Here is a 19,579-nt window from a genome sequence, read left to right on the forward strand (position 1 = left end):
GACATTGCGATCACTCGCCTTGGCGTTAAACAGGAGTAAGCGGGATGCAGAACAGTTATTCGCTCGCATATGCCGTCGCCAAGAATGGCCGGGATGCGTTCGGCAGTACAGACGGCGCACTTGACGCCGATATCGTCAGCCCTGGCGCTTTGTCGGTTGGCAGCTCAATCCCATCAACAGGTTTGGCTGACCTGTCCGGGACAGTTGCCGCGCTCACTAACGTGACGCTCAAACTTGATGAGCTGGCACAGTCGCTCGGCTCATTGCGTGAGGGTGTGCATTCTCTCGATACCGCCTTGTCGTCGCTGAGGGCGATTGCTATGCGTTCGTCCAAAGGGGATGAGCGAACAGAATCGAAGACCGTGTCTGAATCCGTTTCGACCACCTCGGAGGATATGCGCCATACCCGCGAGGCCATGACGCTGGGCAGCGCGCAGATAATCGACCTGGCAAGTGCGCTGCAGCATTCAGGCAGCCAGTTGAAATTTGACAAAACAGCGACTTCGGAAAAGTCGATCAAGGTGCTGCGCGAGGAGTCCAGCGAAAGCGGCAAGCGTTTCTCTAAGACCCTGGATGCCACACCAGTATGGGGCGAAACGCTTTGGCTGAAAGCCAAGACGAGCCTGGTGGATAGCGCCAATGGCGCTGCTGAAGAGTCACCGGCTCTGGCGGGCGCGATTAAAACGGCTGGCGCTGTTACGCCGGTGTTTTCCGAATTTTTCTCAGGTTTGGGAGACACGATCAAAACTCGCGTTGCAGGCAACGTAGTCGATGCGACCCTGGGTAGGCTTCCCGGTGTTGGCAAGCTGTTCAAGGAGGGCGGTGCTGAGAAAGACAAGTCATGCTGCTGTGCAGCGGCAACTCAGCACCCTATCGAAGGTCGCCGTTCGCGCTCACAGGGTTCCCGCGGGAAAAAGAGCGCTCGTCAGTCAAAGTCGCAACAAAAGCAGAGCTCTCAAAACACTCAGAACTCGCAGAACAGGCAAAGCAGGCAAAGCAGGCAAAACACTCAGAACAGGCCGAAAAAACAACGGGTTGCACCGAAGACAGCCTCGACCACACGATCGCCCGCCACCAAGAACGGCGGGGTGTTTGCGCGGATCCTGACCAGCCTCGAACGTGATGCAAAGGCATTGTTGCCTGCGCCGTTTTTAGGTTTCGATGCCGGTGGCCCGGTTCGACGGTTGCAACCTCGTGTGGCCGTGGCGAACAGTCGAAGGAAGAACGGATCTGCGGGCCAGTGGACCGCGAGCAGAGGCCCAGGGCTGATCGAAGCCTTGGAGCGCAAGCTCATCCCCTTGCCTTCCGAAGGTCGGGTAACTGCCCCGCCACAGGCTCGCAATTTCACACGTGAGCCTCTGCCTGGCCCGCTGAAGATGCCCGCCAACCCGTTGGGAACAGTGAGCAAACTGGGGTTGGCCGGTGCTCGTCGGATTGGCCCGCTGAAGTATGTCGACACCGCCATGGATGTGGTCCAGGGCGTACGCAACGGCGACGCCAAGGCTGTTGGTGTTGGCCTGAGCACTGCCGGTGGTGCCTGGGCCGGAGCTTCCGCCGGCGCCGCGATTGGCACCCTGATCTTCCCCGGTGTCGGCACTGCAATCGGCGGCGCTATCGGTGGCTTGCTGGGCAGCGAAGCGGGCAGTTGGCTCGGTGACAAACTGCTCGGCTCAAATGATCGCCTGCCCGCGCCCAATGCGCTGAGCAAGGAACTCAACAGTGCCCGTACCGACAACGTTCAGGTCACGATCTCACCCAGTATCCAGATCACCGGCGTCAACCCCGCCGATGCCCAGCAGGTCGTCAGCCAAGTGATCCAGGCCCTGCAATTTCAATGCATGCCGATGGTTACCGACTCCCTTGGCATCCGGCGCAACGCGGCACTGGCCGATCCTCCAGGAGGTGATTGATGCGACAACAAATGGTGCTCGGCGACTTTATCTTTGGCTTGTCCCGAGGCTTTGCCTATTCATCGTTGATTCGCAACAGCGATGGCGGCTGGAGTGACCTGGCGATTATCGCCAGCAAACCCCAGTCGCGGCAGAACGGCCAGAAGCTGGAAAAACTCACGTTCAACGGCACGGCCATGTACGCCACCGGCATGCAGCGCCTGGACGAATTGCGCGCCCTGCAAAATGCGCGGGCGCCTTTGCCGCTGGTCGATGGCATCGGCCGTAACTGGGGCCTGTGGCGCATCAACTCGGTGGTGGAAACCCAAAGCAACGTGATTGATGACGGCACCGCCATGGTCATGACCTGGGCCCTTGAGCTGGAGGAATTCGTCAATGCGTAAAGTGCGAAGTATCGCCGGTGATTCGGTCAACCTGCTGCTCTACCGCGAGCTGGGGCGTTGTGATGACGCGGCGGAAGAAACCCTCTGGCGCCTGAACCCCGAACTGGCCGAATACGGCCCGGTACTGCCGGCTGGCGTCTGGGTGATCGTGCCTGAGATGCAAACACGGCCGGCTGCGGTACGACCCGTTCTGGCCTGGGATTAAGGAGGCTGCATGGCACAGGGATTTACCCCGATCGTAGAGTTCTACGGCGCCAACGCGGCGCTGCTCAATCAACGCCTGATGCACTGGAGCCACACCGACGCCGCAGGCATCGAGACCGACCGCCTGGAACTGACCCTTAATATAGAAGGGCTTGAGGGCTTGCCCAGCCTGAGTGGCAAGATCGGTTTGCGCGTCGGCTACCAGGAAACCGGACTGGTGGAAAAAGGCGAATTTGTCGTCACCCAACGAACCCCGGTGCTGTTTCCGATGCGCTTGATGATCGTGGCCACCGCCGCGCCCTTCAGCGAAGTGGATAAAAGCGGTTATCGCCAGCGCCGCTCTGCCAGCCATGGGCCGACCACCTTGGGCGCGTTGTTTCGCCAACTGGTCAGCCGTCACGGGTTTTCACCGCGTGTGGCACCGGCGCTGGACGGTATTGCGATTGCCCATATCGACCAGTCCAACGAAAGCGACATGGCCTTCATCACCCGCCTGGCCAAGCGCTACAACGCGGTCACCAAGCCGTTCAACGAACTCTATGTGCTGGCCGAAGCGGGGCAGGCCAAGTCACTCTCCGGGCAGCTATTGCCGCCAGTGAAATTGTCGGTAACCGAGGACAATCGGCCCGGTGAGCACGCCTTCATTACCGCCAAGCTCGACGAAAAGTCGCGCTCCAAATACATGGGCAGCCGCGTCAGTTGGTGGGACGCTGCCGCCGGCAAACAGCGCGTGGTCCAGGTCGGAATTGCCCCGTTCAAGACCTTGCGCCAGCGCTGCCAGAACGAAGCCGAAGCCCGCGCTGTGGCCGAAGGCGAGCTGCGCCGGGTGGGCCGTGAAGGTTTGAAGCTGCAGATCGATTGCCCCGGCAACCCGTTGCTCGCCGCCGAAGGCTTGCTGGTGCTGGATGAAACCTGGCCTTCGTATATGCAGGGGCGTTGGTCGATCACCAAAGTGACCCACGTTGGCGATCCGGCGACGGGGTATCGCAGTTCGATCATGGCGGCGGGGTTGGCATCTTAGCGGCAGGGGAAAGATGGAACTTTAAAACGCGCTGAAGACGCCGTAGCGCAGGGTTAGCCTGCGAGTAATTCAAGGCGTTTGTGCTGCGTAATATTTAAAAGGACTTATAGGAAAGAGGTATGTTCTATGTTTACGATTGACTACAACGCTTATCGCACTCTGGAGCCTTACGGCAAACGTGTACGGTTCCTGGTGTTGCATTACACCGCTTTGGACTTTGCTGGCTCGGTCAAGGCTCTGACCACCGGGGCTGCAAGTGCTCACTACCTGATCCCTGACCCGACTGATCCGAGCTACCGTGCGGCGGGCTTCAAGGGGCAGAAGATTTTCAATCTGGTGGCGGAAGAGGACCGGGCTTGGCATGCAGGTGTTAGCCAGTGGGCCGGTCGCTCAGGCTTGAACGACACCTCTATCGGCATCGAGATCGTCAATCAGGCTACGGACGTCGATGGCGTATTCACGTTCCCCGACTACCAGGCTTCGCAAATCCGAGCGCTCAAGCAATTGGCGAGGAACATCCTGCAACGTTACCCGGACATGACGCCGAAAAACGTGGTCGCCCATTCTGATATTGCGGTCGGACGCAAATCCGATCCGGGTCCGAAGCTTCCCTGGAAAGACTTTGCCGAGGCCGGTATTGGCGCCTGGTACGACGAAGCAGTGAAAGGCAAATACCATCAGCAGTTCAGTGACGGAATGCCTGGGCGCGAACAAGTGATTCAGGCGTTTTCCCGTTATGGCTACGGCGTTGAAACACCGGCCTCGGACGTGTTTTTTAGTAACCTGGTGCGGGCCTTTCAACTGCACTTTCGGCCTGAAAACTATGATGGCGTACTTGATGCAGAAACCTGCGCGATCTTGTACGCACTGAATGAAAAATACGCTTGAGTTCGTGTGTTACTGAAAGCTCGACCTCAAGGAGGAGGGCTGTATGGTCCTATCTGAGCAACAGCTAGTTAAAGTCTTGCCAAGCTCCCGCCTTAAAGCGGGAGTTTTTATTTCTGCGTTAAACGCGGCCATGTCCCACCACCAAATCACCACACCTGAGCGCACTGCCGCGTTCCTCGCCCAGATCGGCCACGAATCTGGCCAGTTGCTCTATGTGCGAGAACTGGGCAGCGATCAATATTTGAGCAAATACGATACCGGTGCGCTGGCCGCCCGCCTGGGCAATACGCCCGAGGCGGATGGCGATGGCCAAAAGTATCGGGGCAGGGGGCTGATCCAGATTACGGGGCGGCGTAATTACCTGGCCTGCAGCCAAGGGTTATTTGGCGACGATCGCCTGCTGCAACAGCCGCAATTGCTGGAGCAACCGCAATGGGCTTGTGAATCGGCAGCCTGGTTTTGGCAGAGCAACGGTCTGAATGAACTGGCCGATAGGGGCCAGTTCACTTCCATCACTCGGCGTATCAATGGCGGTCTCAATGGCCTGGACGAGCGTTTGCGGCTGTGGGCACGGGCGAGGGCGGTGTTATGCGGTGGCTAGGTGCGTTGCGCTGGATCGGTGCGAGCCTGCCAGGCGTATGTGCGGGCCGTCGGGCGTTAGTCTCTTGATGCACTCTGTATCTTGCAAGGCCCATAGGCTCCTGTAGGGTAGGCGAACCCCCGCCCACCCCTGGAGACGACCGTGAAGGAAATCACTCAACTGGCTGCTGAACTGGGTCGCCGTTTGCAGGTGCTCAGTGCCCACGTCACCACTGCCGAGTCCTGCACCGGCGGCGGGATTGCCGAGGCCATTACGCGGATCCCGGGCAGCTCGGCCTGGTTCGAGGCGGGCTATGTCACCTATTCCAACCGGCAGAAGACCCGGCAGTTGAATGTGCCGGAAAAACTGTTCGCCAAAGTAGGCGCTGTCAGCCAGGAAGTGGTCGAGGCGATGGCCCGTGGTGCGCAGGAAAAAAGCCTGGCGCGTTTTGCCGTGGCGGTCAGTGGTGTCGCCGGCCCGGATGGCGGCTCGCCAGACAAGCCAGTGGGTACGGTTTGGCTGGCCTTTGCGGTGGGCGACGAGGTCACGGCCGAGCTTGCGCACTTCCCCGGCAACCGCGACGAAGTCCGCCGACAAACGGTAAAGGCCGCGCTAGAGGGCTTGTTGCGACGAGCTGCAGCAGAAATAGAAAATCAGGGGTAGGCGATCTCGGATCTTTGTGGAACAATACTGTCTACTTATACAGGTGTTGGCCGTCAGGCCTTATTGATTACGTGAGGACTTTAATGGACGACAACAAGAAGAAAGCCTTGGCTGCGGCCCTGGGTCAGATCGAACGTCAATTCGGCAAGGGTGCCGTAATGCGTATGGGCGATCACGACCGTCAGGCGATCCCGGCTATTTCCACTGGCTCTCTGGGTCTGGACATCGCGCTCGGCATTGGCGGCCTGCCAAAAGGCCGTATCGTTGAAATCTACGGTCCTGAATCTTCCGGTAAAACCACCCTGACCCTGTCGGTGATCGCCCAGGCGCAAAAGATGGGCGCCACCTGCGCGTTCGTCGACGCCGAGCACGCCCTGGATCCTGAATACGCCGGCAAGCTGGGCGTCAACGTTGATGACCTGTTGGTTTCCCAGCCGGACACCGGTGAGCAAGCCCTGGAAATCACCGACATGCTGGTGCGCTCCAACGCCATCGACGTGATCGTGGTCGACTCCGTGGCCGCCCTGGTACCCAAGGCTGAGATCGAAGGCGAAATGGGCGACATGCACGTGGGCCTGCAAGCCCGCCTGATGTCCCAGGCGCTGCGTAAAATCACCGGTAACATCAAGAACGCCAATTGCCTGGTGATCTTCATCAACCAGATCCGTATGAAGATTGGCGTGATGTTCGGCAGCCCGGAAACCACCACCGGTGGTAACGCGCTGAAGTTCTACGCTTCGGTCCGTCTGGACATCCGCCGTACTGGCGCGGTGAAGGAAGGTGACGAGGTTGTTGGTAGCGAAACCCGCGTCAAGGTCGTGAAGAACAAAGTGGCGCCGCCATTCCGTCAAGCCGAGTTCCAGATTCTCTACGGTAAGGGTATCTACCTGAACGGCGAGATGATCGACCTGGGCGTGCTGCACGGTTTCGTCGAGAAGTCCGGTGCCTGGTATGCCTACAACGGCAGCAAGATCGGTCAGGGCAAGGCCAACTCGGCCAAGTTCCTGGCGGACAACCCGGATATCGCTGCCACGCTTGAGAAGCAGATTCGCGACAAGCTGCTGACCCCAGCGCCAGACGTGAAAGCTGCCGCCAACCGCGAACCGGTTGACGAAATGGAAGAAGCCCACACTGACATCTGAAGCAAACGATGACTGTTGTACTGGATACACTTGTCGCCGTTCGGCGCACTGCGATGGACCTGCTCGCTCGCCGCGAGCATGGTCGAGTCGAGCTGACGCGTAAGTTGCGTCAGCGCGGCGCAGAGCCTGAGATGATCGAAACAGCCCTCGACCGGTTGACGGAAGAAGGCCTGTTGTCGGAAGCCCGTTACCTTGAAAGCTTTGTGTCTTACCGAGCGCGCTCTGGCTACGGCCCGGCGCGAATTCGCGAAGAGCTTAGCCAGCGCGGCCTGCAACGTGCTGATATTGACCTTGCCCTGCGTGAGTGCGGTATCAGTTGGCAGTCGCAGTTAGAAGACACCTGGCGTCGCAAGTTTGCCGGTCATCTTCCGATTGATGCCAGGGAGCGTGCCAAGCAGGGTCGTTTCCTGAGTTATCGCGGGTTTTCCATGGACATGATCAGCCGCTTGTTAAGCGGCCGGGATATGGACGACTGAACGCCCCAAAACCAAAGGCCCACTATGAAAATAGTGGGCCTTTTTTTTCGCCTGCAAAAAATCACGCGGGCTCTGGCGTCACCCGTTGCTGCGTTTTGCCCTGGGCCTGTGCCCAGTTTTCCGGCAGGTTGATGTAATCCACCAATTCCCGCAGTCGCCCTTGGTCGCGGCCGTTGAAGTTGAACACCAGGCGTGTCAAATGGCTGAACCTCGGTTCGTCATGATCCTCGCCCGTATAGACGAGTTGCTGGAATTCACCATTGAGTCGCAGGCTGGCAAACTCTTCCTGCAAGTGGGCCAGGGCGCTATCACTCAGAGGATGATGCATGCGCACCACGAACTCGCGTTTCAACCAGCGTGTGGAGTGGAAGTTGGCGTAAAACTGGTTGATTTCGTCGACTGCTTCTTCGGCGCTGTAGACCAGGCGGATCAGCTTGAGGTCGGTGGGCAGGATGTAGCGATTGGCTTCCAACTGGCTGCGGATAAAGTCCAGGGCGCCTTGCCAGAAACCACCGCCCGGCGCATCCAGCAACACCACTGGTACCAGCGGGCTCTTGCCGGTCTGGATCAGGGTCAGGACTTCCAGTGCCTCGTCGAGGGTGCCGAAACCACCTGGGCACAACACCAGCGCGTCGGCCTCCTTGACGAAGAACAGCTTTCGGGTAAAGAAGAAGTGGAACGACAGCAGGTTGTCAGTGCCATCAATGGTCGGGTTGGCGTGCTGTTCAAACGGCAGCGTAATGTTGAACCCCAGGCTGTGCTCCAGGCCCGCGCCTTCGTGGGCTGCGGCCATGATGCCACCGCCGCCGCCGGTGATAACCATCAGGTCGGAACGCGCCAACGCAGCACCCACTTCTCGGGCTAACGCATACAGTGGGCTTTCCACGGGCGTGCGAGCTGAGCCAAATACCGTCACCTTGCGCCGACCCCTGAACTGTTCCAGCACACGAAAGGCATGGTCCAGTTCGCGGATGGCGCGCAGGGTTATCTTGGCGTTCCAGCGGTCGCGGTCATCCTGGGCCATGCGCAGGACGGTGAGAATCATGTCGCGATAAAGAGGGATATTCGGACTGTTTGGAGCGACCAGCTGGATTTGTGCGTCGACCTCCTGCGTGAGATCGGTCCCGTTTTCTTCAAAATGACGAAGTAACTGGTCATTCGATTCATAAGGCATTCAACTTCTCCTTCTTTACAGGGCCTGGGTAGTCGACGAGAGCGTCGTCGGGGCCACGACACTGCATGTGTCGCTGCATGCCGCAGGATGGCAGGCCTCTTTTGCCTTGAAAGTGTTACAGAACAGCATTCAAACTGCTGTGGGCGGGCGTATGGGATGGCTTGATCATGGGCCGAAAAACCCTTGGCTGGCAACCGCTTATTGGTTACTCATCACGGAGTTTAGTCGTTGGCAGGAAATGAAGCGGGGGAGTGCGCGCCGCTGAACGGCAGCGCGCGAAGGTCAAGCAGAGGTTACTTTTTCTTCTTTGCCGGAGCCGGGCAATCAGCCTCAACGAACTTGACTGACGCTACAGGGCGGTTGGTCTTGTTCTCGGTGATTTCGTAGCGCATCACCGCGCCCTTGGCCATCAGCTCGCGGTAGCCAGGGTTGGTACACACACTGCGGCCCAGCTGGAAATACACAGCCTTGGGGTTGGCACGCATCTGTTCGGCGCGATCAGGCTGCACACTGAGATGGTCAATCAGTTGCATGCCTTCAACGGTGTAGGCGACTTCCAGGGTTTTTTCATCGATTTCCCGGGGCAGGTCCTTGTTGCTTTCGGCCGCGACGCTTTGCAGCTTCCTGTTCATTTGAGCCTCCAGCAGCGAGGCCGCGTGGGCGCCCATAGGCAATACCAACGCAAGGGCGACGGATGGGGCAACAAGGCGCAGCATGGAACGCAGCATGAAACTCTCCTGATTCGGTTACTGGTGCATAGACCAGCCACTGCGCTGTGCGTTCAGTGGCGCGCAATTATAGGTGAGCCCTTGCCACTACAGCCAGGCGTATCGCTGGTAAACTGCCGTCACTTCTGTTTTCCACGAGTTTCTTCCGTGTCGATTACCTTTTCCTCGCCGCGTGCCCGATGAGTCACGCTGTTTCTCGCTTGCGCACTGAGCGCTTGGCGCGTGCCGTCAGGCCGTTTCTAAATCGTGGTTCCCGAGCTGAGCGCTGCCCCGGCTGTCGGGTAATTCCCGAATACTGTTTGTGCGCGTGGAGACCCAAAGTTGCGGCCAGGTCCGCCATGTGCCTGCTGATGCATGATGTTGAACCGATGAAACCCAGCAACACTGGTTGGCTGATCGCCGATGTAATTGACGACACCACTGCATTCGCCTGGTCGCGTACCGAGGTCGATCCCGAATTGCTCAGGTTGCTGGCCGACCCGCAGTGGCAGCCATACATCGTCTTCCCCGGTGAGTTCGTGGCGCCGGAAAGGGTGGTCAGTCAAGTCCGTGCGGAGGCGGGCAAGCGTCCGCTGTTTATCCTGCTGGACGGTACCTGGAGCGAAGCGCGCAAGATGTTTCGCAAAAGCCCTTATCTGGAGCATTTGCCGGTGCTGAGCCTGGCGCCAGAGCAGTTGTCGCGCTACAAACTGCGCCGTTCCAAGCGTGATGACCATTTCTGTACAGCCGAGGTGGCGGCACTGTGTCTGGAGTTGGCCGCAGACGTGGCTGCCAGCGAAGTGTTGGATGCCTACCTCGATGTATTCAGCACCCATTACCTGGCTGCCAAGTTCCAAATGCCTCTGGACCCGACTGACGCTGTTCATGCGCGCCTCGCACCCTATATCCCGGCAGTCTAGCCAGACGACGTTTGCATGATGGCACCGTAAACTTGCAACCCGCTAAAATGCCCACGGGCGTAGTGCTTGACCCTCCAGGCTGCGCTGGGCATGCTGGGCGCCGATTGGGGCGCAACCGTGAATTCTCGACGTCGTTTCAAAGGCTTTTTGACGTTGAGCGGGCCCTGTGGCGATAGCTGCCTGGCCGTCGCCTCGTGTATTGGTGAACCCTGAACCCATCAGGGCTCCCATAAAAAACAGGATCATTTAACCAATGGCCACATACGAAATCCTGATAGCCGATGATCACCCGCTGTTTCGCAGCGCACTGCATCAGGCGGTAACCCTGGGCCTGGGCCCTGATGTACGCCTGGTCGAAGTGGCCAGCATCGCCGAACTGGAAGCCCGCCTCACCGAAAAATCCGACTGGGACCTGGTACTGCTCGACCTGAACATGCCCGGCGCCTACGGCTTCTCCGGGCTGGTGCTGCTGCGCGGGCAATACCCGCAGATCCCTGTGGTAATGGTTTCGGCCCAGGAAGAAGCCGACGTGGTGGTGCGCTCCAAGGAGTTTGGTGCCAGCGGTTTCATTCCCAAGTCCAGCGCGATGGAAGATATCCAGAAAGCCGTGCGCACGGTGTTGGATGGCGATGTGTCGTGGCCGCCCCAGGCGTTTGAAGAAATCAATGTGTCCGATGAAGCCAAGGCTGCCCGTGACGGTCTCGCCAGCCTGACGCCCCAGCAGTTCCGGGTTCTGACCATGGTCTGCGAGGGGTTGTTGAACAAGCAGATAGCCTACGAGCTGAGCGTGTCGGAAGCGACCATCAAGGCTCACGTCACGGCGATCTTTCGCAAGCTGGGGGTTCGTACGCGCACCCAGGCGGCGCTGCTCTTGCAACAACTTGAGTCAATTTCGCAGCATTAAGTTACAACCGATTCACGCTTTTTTGACTTTGCGTGATCTAGCTTCCCCACTTCTTTGGTTCAGTTGCCTACGTCTATGTCGCCTTTCAAGGGTCAAACCGGTATCAAACGTATCTTCAATGCAGGGGGCTATTCCCTGGATGGTCTGCGCGCGGCTTTCACCGGCGAGGCGGCGTTCCGCCAACTGGTGTTGCTGAACGTTATCCTGATCCCAGTGAGCTTTTTCCTGCAGGTCAGTCGGGTTGAACGGGCGCTGCTGATTGCGGTGTGCCTGTTGGCCTTGATCGTCGAATTGCTCAACTCAGCGGTAGAAGCAGCGATCGATCGCATCTCCCTGGACCGTCACCCTTTGTCAAAAAACGCCAAGGACATGGGCAGCGCCGCGCAATTCGTGGCCCTGACCATGATCACCCTGGTATGGGCCGTGATTCTGATCTGAGGATCAGGCGATGCTCGGCAGCACGATCTCGTCGCTGCGCTGCACCCCGGCGGTGAAGGCGCGGCACAGTTCGAGAAACTCGCGCATCGCCGAGGTCTGGTACTTCTGTTTATGCCAGATGAAGTAGAACTGCCGGGCCAGGTCCAGGTCCGGGGTTTCCACCGGCACCAGGCTGCCACGGCGGAACGCATCGCGTAGCGCCAGCCGCGAAATGCAGCCAATCCCCAGCCCCGACTCCACCGCCCGCTTGATTGCCTCGGTGTGTTCCAGCTCCAGGCGGATATTCAACGCGCTGCGGTGATGACGCATGGCCTGGTCAAAGGTCAGGCGCGTGCCCGAGCCTTGTTCCCGCAGTATCCACGCTTCATGGGTCAATTCGTCCATGCTCGCCACGCCACGCTTGGCCAAGTGATGCTGGGGTGCACAAAACACTACCAACTCGTCTTCTACCCAGGTCTGCACTTCGATATCCGGGTGGCTGCAGTCGCCTTCGATTAGACCCAGGTCAATTTCGTAGTGCGCTACCTGATGCACGATATGTGCAGTGTTCTGCACATGTAGCTTCACTTGGCTCTCGGGGTGTTGCTGCATAAAGCTGCCAATGAGCAGCGTCGCCAGGTAATTGCCGATGGTCAGGGTGGCGCCGACCGCCAGGGAGCCGAAGCCGGACTTGCCGTTGAGCAGGTCCTCGATCTCCTTGGCCTGGTCGAGCAGGGCCACGGCCTGGGGCAATAGCTGATGGCCGAGGGCGTTGAGGCTCAGGCGTTTGCCGGCGCGGTCGAATAATTGGCAGCTGGATTGGCGCTCCAGCTCGGTGATCGACGTGCTGGCGGCGGATTGGGATAAGGCCAGAAGGCCAGCAGCGCGGGAGACGCTTTCTTGCTGGGCGACGGCGACGAAGACTTGCAGTTGACGGAGAGTAAATCGCATATCGATATAACCGATAACCCTTATCTTAATAATCCAGTTAACAGATATTGTCGCCGCCATTAGAATGCTGTGCAATTGCGCACCTATCATTTGGCGCAGACCCATTTCCAGGAGTTCCCCGTACATGAGCAACATGAACCACGAGCGTGTCCTCAGTGTTCATCACTGGAACGACACTCTGTTCAGCTTCAAGTGCACCCGCGACCCGGGCTTGCGCTTCGAGAACGGTCAGTTCGTGATGATCGGCCTGCAACAGCCCAACGGCCGCCCGCTCATGCGCGCTTACTCGATTGCCAGCCCGAACTGGGAAGAGCATCTGGAGTTCTTCAGCATCAAGGTGCCCGATGGCCCGCTGACTTCCCAATTGCAGCACTTGAAGGAAGGCGACGAGATCATCATCAGCAAAAAACCGACAGGCACCCTGGTGCTTGACGATTTGAAGCCGGGCAAACACCTGTACCTGCTCAGCACCGGTACTGGCCTCGCCCCATTCATGAGCGTGATCCAGGACCCGGAAACCTATGAGCGTTTCGAAAAAGTGATCCTGTGCCACGGCGTGCGTTACGTCAACGAAGTTGCCTACCGCGAATTCATCACCGAGCACCTGCCGCAGAATGAATTCTTCGGCGAGGCCCTGCGTGACAAGTTGATCTACTACCCGACCGTGACCCGCGAGCCGTTCGAAAACGAAGGCCGCCTGACCGACCTGATGCGCAGCGGCAAGCTGTTCAGCGACATCGGCCTGCCGCCGATCAACCCCGAAGACGACCGTGCCATGTTGTGCGGCAGCCCAAGCATGCTGGACGAGACCAGCGAAGTGTTGAACAGCTTCGGCCTGAAAGTTTCGCCACGGATGCGTGAGCCGGGTGATTACTTGATCGAGCGTGCGTTCGTCGAGAAGTAAAGCAGTCAGTCCATGCGCTGACTGGGCAACACAGAAGATCTGAATGTGGGAGGGGGCTTGCTCCCGATGGGGGTGGGTCAGTCGACATGTAAGTTGACTGAATCACCCCCATCGGGAGCAAGCCCCCTCCCACATTTGGTTTCCGGTTTATTCAGTTAGCGCAAACCACTTCCAGCACACAGATCATCCCGGGTTCTGGATAGTGCCAGCGCACATCCACATCCCAGAATTGCGCCCCATATTCCCGTTCGGAAGTAGGAACCTGGTAAGCCGGCCGCGGATCCTGCGCCAAACATTGCTCAATCAGTTCCACCAACGGCTCATCCAGGCGCTGAGCGTGGCCTTGCGCCTGTTGCAGCGCTGTCTTGAGCCACTGCACAGCAATCAGCTGCGGCGCGCTGCTGGCGATGCTGTTGGTGGCGCTGTCGATAATGTCGGCATACGGCACATACGGCTTGATATCCAACACTGGCGTGCCGTCAAGCAGATCAATCCCGGATATCCACAGCCGCCCAGGTTCCACCTTGTCCAACTTCACCACCGACTGGCCAATGCCGTTGGGGCGATGGGTGGCGCGGGTGGCAAACACGCCCATGGAGGTGTTGCCGCCCAGGCGCGGCGGGCGCACTTTCAGGCGCGGCTTGTCTTCCAGAGCCTGATGGAACAGGAACAGCAGCCACACATGGCTGACCTGCTCCAAGCCCTGCACCGCCTCGCCCTGGTCGAACGGCGCCACCAGCTCCAGCACACCGCGGGCGGCTGGCGCCAGTTGCGGTTGGCGTGGGATGGCGAACTTCTCCTTGAAGCAGGAGCGTACGAAGCCGACGGGCGAGACCTGATAACTCATGGCTTAAGCGCGAACCCGCAGCGTCAGGCCCTTGAGGAAGTTGCGCAGCAACTGGTCGCCGCACGGACGATAGTTGGTGTGGCCGAACTTACGGAACAGTGCGCTCAGCTCAGGCTTGGATACCGGGAACTCCGCAGCCTTGAGGATCGCATGCATGTCGTCCTCCTTCAGTTCGAAGGCCACGCGCAGTTTTTTCAGGATGATGTTGTTGGTCACCGGCGTTTCGATCGGCTGCGGCGGACGGCTTTCGTCCTTGCCGCGCTTGAAGATCACCAAGCCATCGAGGAAGTGCGCCATGACGTCGTCCGGGCAGAACACAAAACCTTCTTCCTCATCTTTCTTGAGGTAGGTCAGCAGGTCTTCCTTGGTCACGTCCATGCCGCCGAGCTTGATGATCTCGACCATCTTGTTGTCGCTGATGTCGAGCATGTAGCGCACGCTGCGCAGTACGTCGTTGTGAATCATGGTGGGCAATCCTGGTATTCAACTGAGGGCACCGCGCAACTATGTCGGTGCCGAGAAAGGGGGAACGACTTAGAACTTCTCTTTGGCGGACAAGTAGCGCCATTGGCCCACTGGCACCTTGCCGATGGAAACGCCGCCGATGCGGATACGGCGGATGGCGATGACTTTCAGGCCAACCGCTTCGCAGAACAGCGCGATCACGCCGGGTTGCGGGTTTTTCATCGCAAAGCGCAGGCGGTTTTCGTTCTGCCAGCTGGCTTTGACGGCCGGCAGCTCTTTGCCTTTGTAGGTCAGGCCGTGGTTCAGGCGGTTGAGGCCGTGGGCAACCATGTCGCCTTCGACTTCCACCACATATTCCTGCTCGATCTTGGCGGCATCGGCAGTCAACTTGCGCAGAATCTTCCAGTCCTGGGTGAACACCAGCAGGCCGCTGGCCTTGGCTTGCAGGTCGGCGCTGGCGGTCAGGCGCAGAAAGTGCCCCTTGAGCGGGCGCTTGCTGAAGCGGTGTTCTTCGGACAAGGTCTCGGCGCTGATCGAGGCCATGGCGGTTTCAGCATCCACACCCACCGGTGCGTGCAGCAGGATGGTCACCGGCTCGGGCGCGGTGGCTTTGGCCTGCGGGTCGAGCTCGACTTTCTCCGTAGTGACCTTGAACTGCGGCTCGTCGATCACTTCGCCGTCCACCGAGACCCAGCCGCCTTCGATAAACAGCTCGGCCTCCCGACGGGAGCAACCGACCAGTTCGATAAGGCGTTTGGAGAGGCGTATGGGGTCAGTCATGACAAGGGCCGTAACAAAAGGGGGCAGCTATTGTACCTGCCTGGCGCCGGTTAATCCCGAGCCCATTTCATTTAACCCTGGCGCGCCTGTTGTTGCAGCTGGCGCAATCGCATATGCAGCAACGGGTAAGGCTGGCCAAGGCCATCATGCTCCGTGCGCCCGATCACTTCGAAGCCTTGCTTGAAGTAGAAACCCAGGGCCTGGGGGTTCTGTTCGTTGACGTCCAGCTCATCGGCATTCATATGTTCGATCGCATAGCGCAGCAGTTGCCGCCCCAGGCCCTGGCCACGGTGTTGCGGGTCGATAAACAGCATCTCCACTTTGCCCGCTGCCACCCCGGCGAACCCGGTGATGTGCTGGCGTGAGTCCTTGGTGCAGATCAGCATCACGGCGTCCAGGTAGCGAGTCAGCACCAGGTTTTTCAGCAAGTCGATATAGCTGCCCGGCAGAAAATCGTGGGTGGCGCGTACCGAGTCTTCCCAGATCTGCGCCAAGCGCGTGTAATCGCTGGTTTTAGGTGTGTGGATAACCGAATGCTGACGCATGCCCGCTGCCCCTTGCCGTAATTGGCGTTGATGGGCAAAACGATAGACCGAAAAAAGCCCCGCATCTTGTCAGAGGCGAGGCTTTTTCAAAATTACGCAAACGCTATCAGTCGCGCTTTTCAGCCCACAAGTCGTACTCGTCGGCGTCGGTCACGGTGCACCAGACCTTGTCGCCCGGCTTCAAGCCGCTGGCATCGTCGATAAACACGTTACCGTCGATTTCCGGGGCATCGAAGAAACAGCGGCCAACCGCGCCTTGCTCGTCGACTTCATCGATCAGCACTTCGATTTCCTTGCCGATACGCAGTTGCAGGCGCGCCGAGCTGATCGCCTGTTGGTGCGCCATGAAACGCTCCCAACGGTCCTGCTTGACGTCGTCCGGCACCACCGCCAGGTCCAGCAGGTTGGCTGGGGCGCCTTCCACCGGTGAGTACTGGAAGCACCCGACGCGATCCAGCTGCGCTTCGGTCAGCCAATCCAGCAGGTACTGGAAGTCTTCTTCGGTTTCGCCGGGGAAGCCGACGATAAAGGTGGAACGGATGATCAGTTCCGGGCAGATCTCGCGCCAGTTCTTGATGCGTGCCAGGGTCTTGTCTTCGAAGGCCGGGCGTTTCATCGCCTTGAGTACTTTCGGGCTGGCGTGCTGGAACGGGATGTCCAGGTACGGCAGGATCTTGCCGGCGGCCATCAGCGGGATCAGCTCGTCCACGTGCGGGTATGGGTAAACGTAGTGCAGGCGCACCCACACGCCCAGGCTGCTCAGCGCTTCGCAGAGTTCGGTCATGCGGGTTTTCACCGGCGCGCCGTTCCAGAAACCAGTGCGGTATTTCACGTCGACGCCGTAGGCGCTGGTGTCTTGGGAGATCACCAGCAACTCCTTGACGCCGGACTTGACCAGGCGCTGGGCCTCGTCGAGTACGTCACCGACCGGGCGGCTCACCAGCTTGCCGCGCATCGACGGAATGATGCAGAAGCTGCAACTGTGGTTGCAGCCTTCGGAAATCTTCAGGTACGCGTAGTGGCGCGGAGTCAGCTTGATGCCTTGGGGCGGCACCAGGTCGATCAGCGGGTTGTGGTCCTGGCGAGGCGGCACCACTTCGTGCACGGCGTTGACCACCTGCTCGTACTGCTGCGGGCCGGTCACGGCCAGCACACTCGGGTGCACGTTGCGGATATTGCCTTCTTCCACACCCATGCAGCCGGTGACGATGACCTTGCCGTTTTCCTTGATGGCTTCACCGATCACTTCCAAAGACTCAGCTTTTGCCGAATCGATGAAGCCGCAGGTGTTGACCACCACCACATCGGCGTCCTGGTAAGTGGACACGACGTCATAGCCTTCCATCCGCAATTGCGTGAGGATGCGCTCGGAGTCGACCAGGGCCTTCGGGCAACCCAGGGAAACAAAGCCAACCTTGGGGTTGGCTTTTGCGATGGTGGTGGACATGTCTAACCTCGGTATTGAATGACGCTGCCGGTCGTGCACGACAAGGCAACGGACGGGCGCTTGGTGCGCCTCTGATCAAAAAGTGCGCAATTCTAGCGACGGGCAACGCACTTGACCAGCTTTATGCAGGGAAATGCGACGAGTGCTGCGCTATGCTTCGCGCCGTTGCGCATGGGTAAAGCCCTTGGGTCAATAAAACGTCTGTTACGAGAAGTAAAACAGCGCATGCTAGGGTCAGCTTAGACGTGCTGTTTATAAAAGACCTCAGGTCAAAGGGCAGGAGTGGTTGATGGGTCAGGCAAGTAGTCAGGCAGCAGGTGCCGAGCATTCAAACGCCAAGCCGATTGGCATGCTGGTGGCAGCGGTCGGGGTGGTTTATGGCGATATCGGGACCAGCCCGCTCTACACCCTTAAAGAGGTGTTCAACGGCGGTTATGGGGTGCAGGTCAACCATGACGGTGTCTTGGGGATCCTGGCGCTGATTTTTTGGTCGCTGATCTGGGTGGTATCGATCAAGTACATGCTGTTCGTGCTGCGCGCCGATAACCAGGGCGAGGGCGGCATCATGGCGCTCACAGCGTTGGCGCGGCGAGCGGCCGGGGAGCGCGCGAAATTGCGCAGTTTCCTGGTGGTGTGCGGCCTGTGTGGCGCAGCGCTGTTCTATGGCGACAGCATGATCACCCCGGCAATTTCCGTTTTGTCCGCCATCGAAGGCTTGGAGCTGGCGTTCGACGGTCTGGAAAAATGGGTGGTGCCGATTGCGTTGATTGTGCTGGTGGCGCTGTTCCTGATCCAGAAGCACGGCACCGATCGTATCGGCAAGCTGTTCGGCCCGGTGATGGTCACCTGGTTCCTGGTGTTGGGTGGCCTGGGTGTGTACGGCATCCTGCAACAGCCCGAAGTGCTGAATGCGCTGAACCCGGTATGGGGCGTGCGTTTCTTTATGGTGCACCCCGGCATTGGCGTGGCGATCCTCGGCGCGGTGGTGTTGGCATTGACCGGCGCCGAAGCGCTGTATGCCGACATGGGCCACTTCGGTCGCAAACCCATTGCCCGCGCCTGGTTCTTGCTGGTGCTGCCGGCGCTGGTGCTCAACTATTTCGGCCAGGGCGCGATGCTGTTGGGCGATCCGGAAGCCGCACGCAACCCGTTCTATCTGCTGGCGCCGAGTTGGGCGCTGATCCCGTTGGTGGGCTTGTCCACACTGGCCACGGTGATCGCGTCTCAGGCGGTGATCTCCGGTGCGTTCTCGTTGACCCGCCAGGCCATCCAGTTGGGTTACATCCCGCGCATGCATATCCAGCACACCTCCAGTGCCGAGCAGGGCCAGATCTACATCGGCGCCGTGAACTGGTCGCTGATGGTGGGCGTGATCCTGCTGGTGCTGGGCTTCGAATCCTCCGGCGCCCTGGCCTCGGCCTACGGCGTAGCCGTAACGGGCACCATGCTGATGACCACCATCCTGGTGTCGGCGGTCATGCTGCTGCTGTGGAAATGGCCACCAGTGCTGGCCGTGCCGGTGTTGCTCTGCTGCCTGTTGGTGGACGGCCTGTTCTTTGCCGCCAACGTGCCCAAGGTGATTCAGGGCGGCGCCTTCCCGGTACTCGCGGGGATCGTGTTGTTCGTGCTGATGACCACTTGGAAGCGCGGCAAGCAATTGCTGGTCGAACGCCTCGATGAGGGCGGCCTGCCGTTGCCGATCTTTATCAACAGTATCCGCGTGCAGCCGCCCCATCGGGTGCAGGGCACCGCCGTGTTCCTGACCGCTCGCCCGGACGCCGTCCCCCACGCGCTGTTGCACAACCTGCTGCATAACCAGGTGCTGCACGAGCAAGTGGTGCTGCTGACAGTGGTCTACGAGGACATTCCACGGGTGCCTGCCGCACGGCGCTTTGAGGTGGACTCCTATGGCGAAGGCTTCTTCCGGGTGATCCTGCACTTCGGCTTTACCGACGAGCCGGACGTGCCCGAGGCGCTGAAGCTGTGCCACCTGGATGACTTGGACTTCAGCCCCATGCGTACCACCTATTTCCTCAGCCGTGAAACGGTGATCGCCTCGCGCATCAAGGGCATGGCGCGCTGGCGCGAAGCCTTGTTCGCCTTCATGTTGAAGAACGCCAACGGCAACCTGCGCTTTTTCAAGCTGCCGGTAAACCGTGTGATCGAACTGGGCACCCAGGTCGAAATGTAAGGCGCTGCACCACGGGAGCCGGCAATCGGCTCCCGCTTTCCTTTCTGAACCCTGTGCAAT

Annotated in this window: 22 protein-coding genes; 14 read left to right on the plus strand and 8 right to left on the minus strand. The window is 59.3% G+C overall.

The window, feature by feature from the left end:
* The first annotated feature begins 44 nt into the window (after nt 1-44).
* The 9 genes from FRT59_RS02585 (at nt 45) to recX (ending at nt 7,267) form a co-directional block, all read left to right on the plus strand.
* Nucleotides 45-1,910 (plus strand): phage tail tape measure protein, encoded by a 1,866-nt coding sequence (locus FRT59_RS02585; protein WP_153870328.1) that lies wholly within the window; start codon nt 45-47, stop codon nt 1,908-1,910.
* Nucleotides 1,910-2,293: a phage tail protein gene (locus FRT59_RS02590; RefSeq protein ID WP_034118383.1), complete on the plus strand. Its 384-nt coding sequence runs from the start codon at nt 1,910-1,912 to the stop codon at nt 2,291-2,293. The genes FRT59_RS02585 and FRT59_RS02590 overlap by 1 nt, the downstream gene beginning before the upstream one ends.
* Complete coding sequence (locus FRT59_RS02595; RefSeq protein WP_153870329.1) at nt 2,286-2,498, plus strand: tail protein X; 213 nt, start codon at nt 2,286-2,288, stop codon at nt 2,496-2,498. Before FRT59_RS02590 ends, FRT59_RS02595 begins: the two co-directional genes overlap by 8 nt.
* A gap of 9 nt (nt 2,499-2,507) precedes the next feature.
* Entirely contained in the window at nt 2,508-3,518 is a 1,011-nt protein-coding gene (locus FRT59_RS02600; RefSeq protein WP_153870330.1) for a contractile injection system protein, VgrG/Pvc8 family, read from the plus strand.
* Nucleotides 3,519-3,644: 126 nt separating this feature from the next.
* Nucleotides 3,645-4,406: an N-acetylmuramoyl-L-alanine amidase gene (locus tag FRT59_RS02605; RefSeq protein WP_153870331.1), complete on the plus strand. Its 762-nt coding sequence runs from the start codon at nt 3,645-3,647 to the stop codon at nt 4,404-4,406.
* A gap of 43 nt (nt 4,407-4,449) precedes the next feature.
* Nucleotides 4,450-5,007, plus strand: a complete 558-nt coding sequence (locus tag FRT59_RS02610) for a glycoside hydrolase family 19 protein (RefSeq protein ID WP_153870332.1) — start codon at nt 4,450-4,452, stop codon at nt 5,005-5,007.
* Nucleotides 5,008-5,148: 141 nt separating this feature from the next.
* Nucleotides 5,149-5,649, plus strand: coding sequence for a CinA family protein (locus FRT59_RS02615; RefSeq protein WP_034118388.1), 501 nt, complete (start codon nt 5,149-5,151; stop codon nt 5,647-5,649).
* A gap of 83 nt (nt 5,650-5,732) precedes the next feature.
* Entirely contained in the window at nt 5,733-6,791 is a 1,059-nt protein-coding gene (recA, locus tag FRT59_RS02620; protein WP_153870334.1) for a recombinase RecA, read from the plus strand.
* An 8-nt stretch (nt 6,792-6,799) separates the two neighbouring features.
* Nucleotides 6,800-7,267, plus strand: coding sequence for a recombination regulator RecX (gene recX / locus FRT59_RS02625; RefSeq protein ID WP_034118389.1), 468 nt, complete (start codon nt 6,800-6,802; stop codon nt 7,265-7,267).
* A gap of 61 nt (nt 7,268-7,328) precedes the next feature.
* Here the strand turns inward: recX and FRT59_RS02630 are convergent, their stop codons facing one another.
* On the minus strand, nt 7,329-8,441 hold the full coding sequence (locus tag FRT59_RS02630) for an LOG family protein (protein ID WP_153870335.1): 1,113 nt from the start codon (nt 8,439-8,441) through the stop codon (nt 7,329-7,331).
* Nucleotides 8,442-8,734: 293 nt separating this feature from the next.
* Entirely contained in the window at nt 8,735-9,169 is a 435-nt protein-coding gene (locus FRT59_RS02635) for a PA3611 family quorum-sensing-regulated virulence factor (RefSeq protein WP_153870336.1), read from the minus strand.
* Nucleotides 9,170-9,348: 179 nt separating this feature from the next.
* On the opposite strand from FRT59_RS02635, the gene FRT59_RS02640 reads away from it, so the two are divergent.
* The 3 genes from FRT59_RS02640 to FRT59_RS02650 all read left to right on the plus strand — a co-directional run bounded on the left by FRT59_RS02640 (nt 9,349) and on the right by FRT59_RS02650 (nt 11,410).
* Nucleotides 9,349-10,068, plus strand: coding sequence for a tRNA-uridine aminocarboxypropyltransferase (locus tag FRT59_RS02640; RefSeq protein WP_153870337.1), 720 nt, complete (start codon nt 9,349-9,351; stop codon nt 10,066-10,068).
* 253 nt (nt 10,069-10,321) lie between these two features.
* Nucleotides 10,322-10,972 (plus strand): response regulator transcription factor ErdR, encoded by a 651-nt coding sequence (gene erdR / locus FRT59_RS02645; protein WP_003189050.1) that lies wholly within the window; start codon nt 10,322-10,324, stop codon nt 10,970-10,972.
* A gap of 75 nt (nt 10,973-11,047) precedes the next feature.
* Nucleotides 11,048-11,410, plus strand: a complete 363-nt coding sequence (locus FRT59_RS02650) for a diacylglycerol kinase (RefSeq protein WP_019817716.1) — start codon at nt 11,048-11,050, stop codon at nt 11,408-11,410.
* 3 nt (nt 11,411-11,413) lie between these two features.
* Here FRT59_RS02650 and FRT59_RS02655 read toward each other — a convergent pair whose 3' ends face one another.
* Nucleotides 11,414-12,340 carry a LysR family transcriptional regulator gene (locus FRT59_RS02655; protein ID WP_010212678.1) on the minus strand — a complete coding sequence of 309 codons (927 nt, stop codon included), beginning with the start codon at nt 12,338-12,340 and terminating at the stop codon, nt 11,414-11,416.
* A gap of 124 nt (nt 12,341-12,464) precedes the next feature.
* On the opposite strand from FRT59_RS02655, the gene fpr reads away from it, so the two are divergent.
* Complete coding sequence (fpr, locus tag FRT59_RS02660) at nt 12,465-13,244, plus strand: ferredoxin-NADP reductase (protein WP_003189055.1); 780 nt, start codon at nt 12,465-12,467, stop codon at nt 13,242-13,244.
* Between the two features lie 151 nt (nt 13,245-13,395).
* Here the strand turns inward: fpr and tsaA are convergent, their stop codons facing one another.
* The 5 genes from tsaA to rimO form a co-directional block, all read right to left on the minus strand.
* Nucleotides 13,396-14,091 carry a tRNA (N6-threonylcarbamoyladenosine(37)-N6)-methyltransferase TrmO gene (gene tsaA, locus FRT59_RS02665; RefSeq protein WP_153870338.1) on the minus strand — a complete coding sequence of 232 codons (696 nt, stop codon included), beginning with the start codon at nt 14,089-14,091 and terminating at the stop codon, nt 13,396-13,398.
* 3 nt (nt 14,092-14,094) lie between these two features.
* Nucleotides 14,095-14,556: a YehS family protein gene (locus FRT59_RS02670; protein WP_034118394.1), complete on the minus strand. Its 462-nt coding sequence runs from the start codon at nt 14,554-14,556 to the stop codon at nt 14,095-14,097.
* A gap of 69 nt (nt 14,557-14,625) precedes the next feature.
* On the minus strand, nt 14,626-15,336 hold the full coding sequence (locus tag FRT59_RS02675; RefSeq protein ID WP_034118395.1) for an rRNA pseudouridine synthase: 711 nt from the start codon (nt 15,334-15,336) through the stop codon (nt 14,626-14,628).
* A 71-nt stretch (nt 15,337-15,407) separates the two neighbouring features.
* Entirely contained in the window at nt 15,408-15,881 is a 474-nt protein-coding gene (locus tag FRT59_RS02680) for a GNAT family N-acetyltransferase (RefSeq protein WP_153839800.1), read from the minus strand.
* Nucleotides 15,882-15,987: 106 nt separating this feature from the next.
* Entirely contained in the window at nt 15,988-17,328 is a 1,341-nt protein-coding gene (gene rimO, locus FRT59_RS02685; RefSeq protein WP_003231334.1) for a 30S ribosomal protein S12 methylthiotransferase RimO, read from the minus strand.
* 289 nt (nt 17,329-17,617) lie between these two features.
* On the opposite strand from rimO, the gene FRT59_RS02690 reads away from it, so the two are divergent.
* Nucleotides 17,618-19,519 (plus strand): potassium transporter Kup, encoded by a 1,902-nt coding sequence (locus tag FRT59_RS02690; protein WP_034118398.1) that lies wholly within the window; start codon nt 17,618-17,620, stop codon nt 19,517-19,519.
* Nucleotides 19,520-19,579 lie beyond the last annotated feature (60 nt).

This window comes from Pseudomonas haemolytica, from assembly GCF_009659625.1.
Classification (GTDB): Bacteria; Pseudomonadota; Gammaproteobacteria; order Pseudomonadales; family Pseudomonadaceae; genus Aquipseudomonas; species Aquipseudomonas haemolytica.

What these genes read in the sequence shown, in the direction of transcription:
- FRT59_RS02585 (WP_153870328.1), top strand. Translation starts at nt 45, where the DNA reads ATGCAGAACAGTTATTCGCTCGCATATGCCGTCGCCAAGAATGGCCGG.
- FRT59_RS02590 (WP_034118383.1), top strand. Translation starts at nt 1,910, where the DNA reads ATGCGACAACAAATGGTGCTCGGCGACTTTATCTTTGGCTTGTCCCGA.
- FRT59_RS02595 (WP_153870329.1), top strand. Translation starts at nt 2,286, where the DNA reads ATGCGTAAAGTGCGAAGTATCGCCGGTGATTCGGTCAACCTGCTGCTC.
- FRT59_RS02600 (WP_153870330.1), top strand. Translation starts at nt 2,508, where the DNA reads ATGGCACAGGGATTTACCCCGATCGTAGAGTTCTACGGCGCCAACGCG.
- FRT59_RS02605 (WP_153870331.1), top strand. Translation starts at nt 3,645, where the DNA reads ATGTTTACGATTGACTACAACGCTTATCGCACTCTGGAGCCTTACGGC.
- FRT59_RS02610 (WP_153870332.1), top strand. Translation starts at nt 4,450, where the DNA reads ATGGTCCTATCTGAGCAACAGCTAGTTAAAGTCTTGCCAAGCTCCCGC.
- recA (WP_153870334.1), top strand. Translation starts at nt 5,733, where the DNA reads ATGGACGACAACAAGAAGAAAGCCTTGGCTGCGGCCCTGGGTCAGATC.
- recX (WP_034118389.1), top strand. Translation starts at nt 6,800, where the DNA reads ATGACTGTTGTACTGGATACACTTGTCGCCGTTCGGCGCACTGCGATG.
- FRT59_RS02630 (WP_153870335.1), bottom strand. Translation starts at nt 8,441, where the DNA reads ATGCCTTATGAATCGAATGACCAGTTACTTCGTCATTTTGAAGAAAAC.
- FRT59_RS02635 (WP_153870336.1), bottom strand. Translation starts at nt 9,169, where the DNA reads ATGCTGCGTTCCATGCTGCGCCTTGTTGCCCCATCCGTCGCCCTTGCG.
- FRT59_RS02640 (WP_153870337.1), top strand. Translation starts at nt 9,349, where the DNA reads ATGAGTCACGCTGTTTCTCGCTTGCGCACTGAGCGCTTGGCGCGTGCC.
- erdR (WP_003189050.1), top strand. Translation starts at nt 10,322, where the DNA reads ATGGCCACATACGAAATCCTGATAGCCGATGATCACCCGCTGTTTCGC.
- FRT59_RS02650 (WP_019817716.1), top strand. Translation starts at nt 11,048, where the DNA reads ATGTCGCCTTTCAAGGGTCAAACCGGTATCAAACGTATCTTCAATGCA.
- FRT59_RS02655 (WP_010212678.1), bottom strand. Translation starts at nt 12,340, where the DNA reads ATGCGATTTACTCTCCGTCAACTGCAAGTCTTCGTCGCCGTCGCCCAG.
- fpr (WP_003189055.1), top strand. Translation starts at nt 12,465, where the DNA reads ATGAGCAACATGAACCACGAGCGTGTCCTCAGTGTTCATCACTGGAAC.
- tsaA (WP_153870338.1), bottom strand. Translation starts at nt 14,091, where the DNA reads ATGAGTTATCAGGTCTCGCCCGTCGGCTTCGTACGCTCCTGCTTCAAG.
- FRT59_RS02670 (WP_034118394.1), bottom strand. Translation starts at nt 14,556, where the DNA reads ATGATTCACAACGACGTACTGCGCAGCGTGCGCTACATGCTCGACATC.
- FRT59_RS02675 (WP_034118395.1), bottom strand. Translation starts at nt 15,336, where the DNA reads ATGACTGACCCCATACGCCTCTCCAAACGCCTTATCGAACTGGTCGGT.
- FRT59_RS02680 (WP_153839800.1), bottom strand. Translation starts at nt 15,881, where the DNA reads ATGCGTCAGCATTCGGTTATCCACACACCTAAAACCAGCGATTACACG.
- rimO (WP_003231334.1), bottom strand. Translation starts at nt 17,328, where the DNA reads ATGTCCACCACCATCGCAAAAGCCAACCCCAAGGTTGGCTTTGTTTCC.
- FRT59_RS02690 (WP_034118398.1), top strand. Translation starts at nt 17,618, where the DNA reads ATGGGTCAGGCAAGTAGTCAGGCAGCAGGTGCCGAGCATTCAAACGCC.